Consider the following 10,533-nt stretch of genomic DNA (forward strand, 5'->3'; position numbering starts at 1 on the left):
AGGGCTCACCACACCTTGTTTCAGCGTCGAGTCAATCGGTTCGGGCCGGGCGATCCCAGCGCCGGAAACACAGAATCCGGCCGCCGCACTGGTACTTGGGACCAAGTACCGGTGCGACGGCCGGATTCCGCGGCCGCACGGCCGGGCGGACATGCCGCCGGGCCGTCCGAACGGGGCGTGCCGAACAGGGCGTGCCGAACGGGCCGAACAGCCCGAAGGGGCCGGACGGCTCAGACGACGGGAAGCGGAGCGCCGTCCTGTGAGTCGTCCTGCGCCTTCGCGTGCCGGTCGAACAGCACGCCGCAGACGATCGCGCCGGCCAGGAAGACCACCGCGCCCCAGAAGAACGCCGTGGTGTAGCTCTCCACCGCGGCCTCCGCCGCCACCAGCGGTGTCGGCTTCTTACCTTCGAGGAAGGAGTCGGCCGCGGTGATCGCCAACGTGCTGAGGAGCGCGGTACCGATGGAGCCGCCCACCTGCTGCACGGTGTTGACCAGCGCCGACGCCGCTCCGGCGTCCTGTGCTTCGACCCCGACCGTCGCGACCGCGGAGCCCAGGGAGACCACCAGGCCGAAGCCGATGCCGGCGATGAAGGAGGGCGCCATGATGCCGCCGAGGAACGAACTGTCGACGGTGAGACGGCTCAGCCAGAACGACCCCACCGCCGCCAGCACGAGGCCGGCCGGGATCAGGATGCGGGACCCGAGCTTGGGCTCCAGCGCCGGCGGGACCGTGGTCGCCCCGATCCCGATGCCCACGATCATCGGCAGGAAGGCCAGGCCACTCTTGATCGCCGAGAACTCCAGGATGAGCTGGAGGTAGTAGGTCAGGAACAGGAACTGCACGAAGAGACCGATGCCCAGCAGGAACATCGCCAGATAGGCGGCGCCCCGGTTGCGGTTCAGCACGATCCGGATGGGCAGCAGCGGAGTCCGGGTACGGAGCTCGAGCAGCACGAACGCGGTCAGCAGGACCACACTCGCGACGAGCAGACCCCACACGTCCACGCCGCCCCACTCGCCGTCGTCGGCGTTGGAGAGGCCGTAGGCGAGGCAGAACAGACCGATCGAGGCGGTCAGCGTGCCCGGCAGGTCGAGCTTCTCCGGACGGTCACTGGCCTGCCGGTTCTGCATGGTCAGCGTGGAACCGATGAACACGAGCGCCGTGAACAGCACGTTCACGTACAGGCACCAGCGCCAGTCCAGCCAGTCCGTCAGCGCACCGCCGAGGATCAGGCCGAGCGCCAGCCCACCACTGCCGAGCGCACCGTAGACGCCGAACGCCTTGATCCGCTCCTGCGGGTCCTTGAACGCGGTCAGCAGGAACGACAGGGCGGCCGGAGCGACGAGCGCGGCGAACCCTCCCTGGAGCGCACGGGCGGTGATCAGCATGGCGAAGCTGGTGGCCGCGCCGCCCAGGACCGACGTGACACCGAAGCCGACGATCGAGATCATCAGGGACCGCTTGGCCCCGATGATGTCGACCAGCCTGCCACCGAGCAGCAGCAGACTGCCGAAGGCCAGCGCGTAGGCCGTGATGACCCACTGGCGGTCACCGTCGCCGAACCCGAGATCGGCCTGGGCCGAGGGCAGCGCGATGTTGACGACCGTGGTGTCGAGGAAGATCGTTAGCTGCGCGAGACCGATCACCGCCAGGATCTTCCAGCGGTTGACGTAATGGAGGTCGGATGTGTCCTCCACTGCCACCTTCGACTCGGAATCTGCTGACTCTGACATACCACTTACCTCTACTGATCAGGCCGGGCCATCTACCGATGGCCCGGCAAACTTGTTTTCCTCGAAATCAGGGGGAAATCGTCACGAACCCGTGATGCTTCGCAAGGTCGACGATGGCCTCTACTCGCTCGCGAGTGACGGGACCGTCGATCTTCGGAACGCCAGAATCAGACAATGCGAGAGTGACCGTTTCAGCCATTCCCGCAAGCAACTCACCTGCACCCAGCGAGGAACTGAACCCACGCGGCAGAATACCTTGATTGGTTACCGAAAGCACACCACCCCTAACGTATCGAAGATCGCTACGAGCAGTCGTCACAGAAATCTCGCCACCATCGGCGAAAAAGGACAAATCTCCGATTATGGCGCCGTCCGCGAAATGCTTTTCGTCGAGAACGGGAACCGGACTCGAATGCGCGGAGAACACGACCTGAGCGTTTGCCACCGACAAGAGGTCGTCGGAGGCGACCACGTACGGATTCGTGTCGTAGGTCTCGCCGAGATACGCCGCGATCGCCTCGCCGCTCGGCTCGTCGCCGGAGCGCCCCTGGGCCAGCCAGCCCGCGACGAGCGACTCGGTGGACAGCCCCGCCGCGACGCCGGTCAGTTCTCCGCCGGCCGCGATCCGCTCCCAGGCCTCCTGGTAGATGCGGTGTTCCGTGACCCGGAGCCGGTCCGCCGAACCGGCCCGGCCGCTGCCGACCAGCACGATCCTGGCGGCCCGCAGGGCGCTCAGCGCGCCGAGAGCCGACCCGATGCGTCCGCCACCGCCGACAACCGCCACCGTCAGCCCGTCGAACCCGCCGAAGCGCTCGGCCGCGGCGTCCTCGACGGCGGCCAGCGCCGAACCCACCGCCAGCGCGCTGCCCGAGGTCAGCGAGACCCCGGGGACGCGCAGCGCACGGCCGTGGTCGCTCACCGCACCGAGGCCGAAGCCGAGGCCGACGACGTCGTTGCCGTCCGCCTTCGCCGCGCGCACCCGGCGGTCGAGGTCCAGGCCGACCAGGAAGGTCTGGCCCGCGACCTGGTACTCCCGCAGCTGCTGCTGGGTCACCAGCAGCGGGTAGACGGTGAGATCCACCGACGTGCCCTGCGGGGACGCGAACCGGACCGGCGCCAGCGCCGGGAGGTCCGTGAGCAGCTGGGAGCGCCGGGCGTAGCCGACCAGGCGGTCGTCGTCCAGGTCGGCGAGCGACGGATCGAGGTCCCGCAGCATGCCCGGGGTCAGCAGGGGGCTGACCAGCGCCACCTTCCGGGTGGGCGGGTCGGCCGGGACGTCGGTGCCGGCCGGGGCCGCCTCCTCCGGGCGGAAGTTCCCGATCTCCGTGCGAGGCGGCTGCTCCTCGGTGGCCCCGCTCAGCGGGTGGACCAGCGGCAGCGCGTCCTGGTTGCGGAGGATCTCGCAGACGTCGGTGAGGCCCGCCCGCAGCTGCTCGATCTCCTCGTCACTGATGTATATCGACGGCTCGATCCGCAGCATGGTCGGCACGCTCGCGGTCGGACCGGTGCGGATGTGGTGGACCAGCTGGAGGTAACTGCCCAGCTGGAAGACGAGCTGGCCGGCCCGCGCCTTCTCCCGGATGACCGGGGAGGAGGCGTCGAACTGGTCGGTGAAGTCGAACCCGATGAGCAGTCCCTTGCCCCGGACGTCGGCCACCACGTCGGGGTACGCGTCGGCCAGCTCACGCAGCATGCCGATGATGCGTGCGCCGCGTTCGGCGGCACGGTCGTACGCGGCGCCGTCCTCGGCTTCGAGGAGCTCCAGCGTCCGCAGGGCGAGGGCTGTCGAGAAACCGTCCTTGGCGAAGGTCGAGCTGTGCACCAGCTCGAACTCGGGGCGGTAGCGCGACTGCCGGATCAGCAGGGCGGAGGTCTTGCCGATGCCGCCGCCGAGCGACTTGCCCAGCAGGTAGTAGTCGCCGAGCAGTCCGATGTCGGCGCTCGCGAAGAACTTCCCGGTCCGGCCCATCCCGGTCTGGATCTCGTCGACGACGATCGGGCACGCGACCTCGTCGCACACCTCCCTGATGCGGGCGACGAACGCGCGGTCCAGCTCGTGGATCCCGCCCTCGCCCTGGATCGGCTCGACGATCAGTCCGGCGACCACCGGGAAGTCGCGCTCGACGAGCGTCACCCTGCCGTCCACGACCTCGAGGTCGAGCACGGCGGTGCGCTGCTCGGCGACGAGGTTCTCGAACACCGTGACGTCGGTCGGGGACACGAACTTCACCGGCAGCCCGAGCGACGCGAACGCCGCCCGGAACACCGGGTTGTAGGTGAACTGGGTGCTGCCGGTCAGCTTGCCGTGGAAGGCCCGCTCCAGCGCGAAGAACACCGGCGTGGTCCCGGCCTTCGCGACGTTGTACTCGACCACCGCGCCGAGCAACGCGCCGAACTCCTCGACGGTCGTCGGCACCGGCACGTCACCGGGCAGCACGGACGTGTCGTCCGGCAGCGCCGCGGACCCGTCGAGCACCGCGTTGAGCGCGACGTCGGCGTTCCACTCGATCTGCTCGAACAGGCTCTTCACCTTCAGCACGCGGTCGAACTCGCAGTGCTTGACCGCCGTCTCGACGGCCTCCGCCCCACTGTTGGCGAAGGTGATCGAGTACGGCTCGGCACCGGGGAACTCCCGGCCGAGTATGCCGTTGACCAGCGCGCCGACCTGGTCGGCGACCGGGTGCGCGGAGTGCTGCGAGTGGACCGGCCAGCCGGCGTCGAGCAGCTCCTTGGCGTACGCCACGATCTCGGGGTGGTTGTGCCCGAGCATCAGCGAGCCCCAGCCCCCGACCAGGTCGAGGACGGGCACCTCCGCACCGGCGTCGTCCAGATAGTAGAGGGAGTTCTTCTCCGCCCGGACGTACTCCACGTCCAGCCCGAAGGTGCCGAGCACCCCGGTCAACAGGGCTTCGGCATAGCGGGTGGGCTCTTTCACCGTGTCTCCTTGTACTGCGTGTAATGGACGGTCAGTGGTTCGGGTGGGCGGAGGAGCGGCCCAGTTCCCTGTCGATGAAGTCGAAGACCTCGTTCTCGGTCGCGGTCTCGATCGCGGTCGCCAGGTCGGTGCCACCGGCGGTCGCGTCGGAACGCGCGGGGGTCCTGGCCTTGTTCCAGCGGGCGAGGATGGCGTTCAACCGGGTGGCGATCTCCGCGTGCCCGGCGCCCTCGTCGGCCGGCTCGTCGGCCGGCACGGCCATCAACAGCGCCTCCAGTTTGTCCAGTTCGGACAGTGCGGAGCGGCGGCTGACGCCGTCGGTGATGTCGAGCCGTTCGATCAGGTGGTCGACCAGCACACCGGGTGAGGCGTAGTCGAAGACCAGCGTGGTCGGCAGCGAGAGGCCCGTCTGTTCGCCCAGCCGGTTGCGGAACTGGACGGCGGACAGCGAGTCGAATCCGGAGTCCCGGAAGGACACCTCCCACTTCAGGTTCTCCGGCGTCGTGTGGCCGAGCACCCCGGCCGCCTCGGCACGCACCAGATCACGCAGGTACGTCTGCACCTCGGCCCTGGTCATCGCCGCGAACCGGTCGACCGGCAGATCGGCGCTCGCCTTGCGGCGTTCACCGCGCGGCATCAGGGCGCGCAGCACCGGCGGCACCTGGGTGAAGGCGCGGCGCAGCGCGGGCAGTTCGAGGGGTGCCGGGGCGACCACGGCGTGCCCGGTGGCGAGCGCGGCGTCGAACAGGGCGGTCGCCTCGTCCTCGGCGATCAGCCGCAGACCGGGCTGTCCGCCCTCGACCAGCCGGCCCCAGGCCAGCGACACCGCGGGCAGTCCCGCGGCCCGGCGGTGCGTGGCCAGGGCGTCCAGATACGCGTTCGCCGAGGCGAAGTTGGCCTGTCCCGGGGAGCCGAGCATGCCGACGACCGACGAGAACAGCACGAACAGCGCGGGCGGGGCGTCGGCGGTCAGCTCGTGCAGATGCCACGCGCCGTCCACCTTGGGCCGCAGCACATGCGCGACCCGCTCGGGGGTCAGTCCGGTGAACACCCCGTCGTCCAGGACGTTCTCGGTGTGCACGACGCCGGTCAGCGGACGGTCGGCGGGGATGTCCGCGAGCATCGCGCGTACCGCCGCCTTGTCGGCCGGGTCGCAGGTCGCCACCGTCACCGTCGCGCCCAGAGCGGTCAGTTCGTCCCTCAGCGGTCCGGCCTGCGAGTCCGCTCCGCGCGGGTCGGCGAGCAGCAGGTGCTCCACCCCGTACGCCGTGACCAGATGCCGGGCGAACAGCGCGCCCAGCGGCCCGTCGGCGCCGGTGACCAGTACGGTGCCGCCCGCCACCGGGACGGGTGCCACCGCGGCCGGTGCGGCCGACGGCACGAGCCGCGGCGCGAACATACGGCCCGCACGGACGGCCAGTTGGGGCTCCCCGCTCTGGGCCGCCAGGAACAGCAGCTCGGCCGAGGCCGGGTCGTCGTCCAGGTCGACCAGCACGATGCGGTCGGGGTTCTCCGCCTGGGCCGACCGCAGCAGGCCCCATACGGCGGCGCCGGCCGGGTCCCGGACGTCCTCCGTCGCGTCGACGGCCGTCGCTCCCCCGGTCACCACCATCAGGCGGTTGTCCGGCAGGTCGTCCTGAGCGAGCCAGGACTGCGCGGCGTCGAGCGCCCGCTCGACGGCCCGGTGCACGGCGGCCACCTGGTCGCCGGTGGTGTCGGGCTCCGAGGGACGGAACAGCAGGACGTCCCAGGGCGTGTAGGAAGCCGCCGCCTCCTTGATGTCGGCGAACCGCAGCGGTGCGACGGCGTCGAGGCCGCCGGTGCCGTCGCCGAGGAGGGCGAGGAGACTCTCCGGCTCGTCGTCGTCCAGCGGTTCGACCGGCGTCCAGCTCAGCTCGAACAGCGAAGCCGTACCGGACTGCGCGGGTGTCGTGCCGTCCCGCGGCGTCAGGTGTACGGGGGCCAGGCCCACCGTCCCGGTCAGCACCGGCAGTCCGGCCTCGTCGGTCGCGTCGAGGCGGAAGGTGCCAGGTCCGGCGGGGGCCAGCCGCACGCGCAGGACGGTCGCCTCGGTGGCGTGCAGGGTGACGTCCGCCCAGGTGAGCGGCTGCGCGACCGCGCCGTCCTGTGCCGTGCCGGGGCCGCCGACGAACAGCGGCTGCACGGCGGCCTCCAGCAGGGCCGGGTGCATCCCGAACCCTTCGAGGCCGGCGACGGCCTGTTCGGGGAGGCGGACCTCGGCGAACAGTTCGTCTCCCTGGCGGAGCACCGACTCAAGGCCCTGGAACACCGCACCGTAGCGGTGACCCGCCTCCGCGAGGTCCTCGTACGCCCAGTCCACCGGCCGGGCTCCGGCCGGGGGCCAGGTGGCCGGCTCGGTCTCCGGCAGGTCGGCGGCGGGAGCGAGCACACCGGTGGCGTGTTCGGTCCACTCCTGCCGTGCGCCGTCCTGGCCCTCGGCGGGCCGGCTGTAGATCCCGACCGTCCGTCGCCCGGCGCCCGCGGTGCCGGTCACCACCTGCACCTGCACGGCGCCCCGGTCGGGCAGTACGAGCGGCTCGGTGATCGTGAGGCCGTCCAGCACCGGGGAGGCGGTCGCGTCCCCGGCCCGGATCGCCAGCTCCACCAGGGCGGACCCGGGCAGCACCGGCACTCCGGAGACGACGTGGTCCGCGAGCCAGGGGTGCGTGGTGAGGGACAGGCGGCTGGTGAACACCAGCTCGTCCCGGCCCGCCACCGCGACGGCCGTGCCGAGCAGCGCGTGTCCGGAACCGGAGTGCTGGTCGGGGACGGAGTCACCGCCGCCGACGGGTGCGGCCAGCCAGTACCGCTCGCGCTGGAAGGGATAGGTGGGCAGATCGGTCCGGCCGGCGCCGGTGCCGGCGAACAGGGCCGTCCAGTCGACGGCCGCGCCGGCGACGAACAGGTCGCCCACGCCCTCGATCACCGCGCGGTCTCCTCGCAGGCCGTCCCGCCGCAGCAGCACCGAGCCTTCGAGGGTGCGCCCGGGGCCCGACTCGGCGAACCGGGTCACACGCTGTTCGCGCATCCACCCCTCGGCGTCGGCGGCTCCCTCCGATCCGGGCAGGCCCAGCGGGTCGCCGGCTGCGACCGGGCGGCCGGTGCGCAGCGACACCACCGGTATCCGCGGTGCGCCGAACGTCACGTCGGGCTGGTCCTCGGCGCTCACCAGCCGGGCGGCGTCGGCCGGCGAGAGCGCCCCGGCGACGTACCCGGCGGCGATCTCGCCGATCCCGGCGCCGGCGACGCAGCCGAACCTGACGCCCCAGGACTCGACCAGCCGGAACAGAGCCACCTCGGCGGCGAGGAGGACGAACTCGTCGCCCTGTCCGCCGAGTTCGGCCAGTACCTCGTCGAAGGCCGCGGCGTACACGGGCGAGGTCGCGTACAGCTCGGGGTCCGGGCCGTCCGCGGACCGGCCGGTGAACAGGAACGCGGTCCGGCCGTCGCCGGCCGCGGGCGCCTCTCCCCCGGCGATCGCGCGCAGCCCGGCCAGGGTCTCCGCGGCATCCGCGGTGACGAGCACCGCGCGGTGGTCGAACGCCGACCGGGACGCGAGGGAGAACCCGATGTCGAGCGCGTCAGGGGCGGTGTCGGAGTCCACCAGGGACAACAGCCGGGCGGCCTGCTCGCGCAGCGCCTGCGGCGACTTGGCGGACAGCGCCCACGGCACCGCCGGCAGGGAGGCCCCGGTGTCCGCGGGGGTCACGACGGGCTCGTCGAGGGCCTGCTCCAGGATGATGTGGGCGTTGGTGCCGCTCATGCCGAACGCGGACACCGCGGCACGGCGCGGCCGGTCCAGCTCCGGCCACGGGCGGGCCTCGGTCAGCAGCCGCATCACGCCCGAGGACCAGTCCACCGCGGACGTCGGCTCGTCCGCGTGCAGGGTCTTCGGCATCAGGCCGTGCCGCATGGCCATGACCGCCTTGATCAGCCCGCCGGCGCCCGCGGCGTGCTGGGTGTGTCCGATGTTCGACTTCACCGACCCCAGCCAGATCGGACGGTCCGCCGGCCGGTCCTGGCCGTACGTAGCCAGCAGGGCCTCGGCCTCGATCGGGTCGCCGAGCCGGGTGCCGGTCCCGTGCGCCTCCACGAGGTCCACCTCGGACGGTGCCAGGTCGGCGTTGGCCAGCGCCTGCCGGATCACCCGCTGCTGGGAGGGTCCGTTGGGAGCGGTCAGGCCGTTGGAGGCGCCGTCGGAGTTCACCGCGCTGCCCTTGACGACGGCGAGCACCTGGTGCCCGTTCCGCCGGGCGTCGGACAGCCTCTCCAGGACGAACAGGCCGACGCCCTCCGACCAGCCGGTGCCGTCCGCGGACTCGGCGAACGCCTTGGACCTTCCGTCGGGTGCGAGCGTCCGCTGCCGGGAGAACTCCACGAATCCGATGGGCTGTGCCATCACCGTGGCGCCGCCGGCCAGGGCGAGGGAGCACTCGCCGCTGCGTACCGCGTTCGCGGCGAGGTGCATCGACACCAGGACCGACGAGCACGCGGTGTCGATGGACATCGTCGGGCCCTCCAGCCCGAGGACGTAGGAGACCCGGCCGGAGCCGAAGGACGGGGTGGAGCCGCTGAGCAGATACCCCTCCGTGCCGCCCTCGGCCGCACCGGCGCCCGAGCCGTAACTCTGGTCGGTCAGCCCGGTGTAGACGCCCGTGCTGCTCCCCCGCAACGAGAGCGGGTCGATTCCGGCGCTCTCCAGCGCTTCCCACGAGGTCTCCAGGAGCAGCCGCTGCTGGGGGTCGAGCGACTGCGCCTCGCGGGGGGAGATGCCGAAGAAGCCGGCGTCGAAGTCGGCGACGTCGTGGACGAAACCGCCTTCGCGCGGATAGAAGGTGCCGGGCTTGTCGGGGTCCGGGTCCCAGAGTCCCTCGATGTCCCAGCCGCGGTCGTCCGGCATGTCCGATATCGCGTCCACGCCTTCGGCGATCAGCTTCCACAAGCCCTCGGGCGTGGTGGCCCCGCCGGGGAAGCGGCAGGCCATCCCGACGATCGCGATCGGCTCGTGCTCACCGCCGGCTCCGGGGACGGACACCGCCACGGCCGTGGCCCGGTCCGGCAGGTCACCGCTCAGCTCGGACAGCAGGTACTCCGTCAGCGCCGAGACCGTCGGATAGTCGAACACCAGGCCCGGCGACAGCTGAAGGCCGGTGGACGCGGTCAGCTGGTTGCGCAGCTCGACCGCGGTCAGCGAGTCGAAGCCCAGCTCGCGCAACGGCACCGTCTCGCTGATCCGCTCGCCCGCGCCGAACCCGAGCACCGCGGCCACCGCGGTCCGCACCAGGTCGGCGACGTGCTCGTACCGCTCGGGCTGCGGCAGTACGGCCAGACGGTCGGCCAGCGCCTGCTGGTCGCCGGTGCCCTGGCGCACCACGCGGCGCGCCGAACGTCCGACCAGGCTCCGCAGCATCGACGGGACCCGGCCCGAACCGGCCCGCAGCACCCGCAGGTCGAGGTCGATCGGCAGGGCCACCGGGTCGTCGGACGCCACCGCCCGGTCGAAGAGCGCCGTCCCGCTCTCCGCGGAGAGGGGCCGCACCCCGGTCTGCCGGAGCTTCCCGGCCGTTCCGGCGGTGGTCCCTGCCTGCATCCCGCCCTCGGTGGACCACAGCCCCCAGGCGAGGGAGTCGGCGGGCAGGCCGTTCGCCCTGCGGTGCTGGGCGAGCGCGTCGAGGAAGTGGTTGCCCGCCGAGTAGTTGGCCTGTCCCGCGTTGCCCAGGGTGCCGACGGCGGAGGAGAAGAGGACGAAGAGGCTGAGGGGGAGGTCGCGGGTGAGGTCGTGCAGGTACCAGGCGGCGTCGACCTTGGGGCGCAGGACGGGGGTGAGGCGGTCGGGGGTGA

The 10,533-nt window shown here is 71.7% G+C and carries 3 protein-coding genes; all 3 read right to left on the bottom strand.

Features of this window, described 5'->3' with window-relative positions; all coding sequences use genetic code 11:
- Positions 1-230 precede the first annotated feature (230 nt).
- On the bottom strand, positions 231-1,700 hold the full coding sequence (locus ACLVWQ_RS39140) for an MFS transporter (RefSeq protein WP_414114090.1): 1,470 nt from the start codon (positions 1,698-1,700) through the stop codon (positions 231-233).
- 103 nt (positions 1,701-1,803) lie between these two features.
- Positions 1,804-4,671, bottom strand: a complete 2,868-nt coding sequence (locus ACLVWQ_RS39145; protein ID WP_414114091.1) for an aminotransferase class III-fold pyridoxal phosphate-dependent enzyme — start codon at positions 4,669-4,671, stop codon at positions 1,804-1,806.
- A 31-nt stretch (positions 4,672-4,702) separates the two neighbouring features.
- Positions 4,703-10,533, bottom strand: a 5,831-nt coding sequence (locus tag ACLVWQ_RS39150) for a beta-ketoacyl synthase N-terminal-like domain-containing protein (protein ID WP_414114092.1), incomplete at its 5' end; no start/stop codon positions are given.

Origin of the sequence: Streptomyces sp. CWNU-52B (genome assembly GCF_047444975.1) — a bacterium.
Taxonomy (GTDB): Bacteria; Actinomycetota; Actinomycetes; order Streptomycetales; family Streptomycetaceae; genus Streptomyces.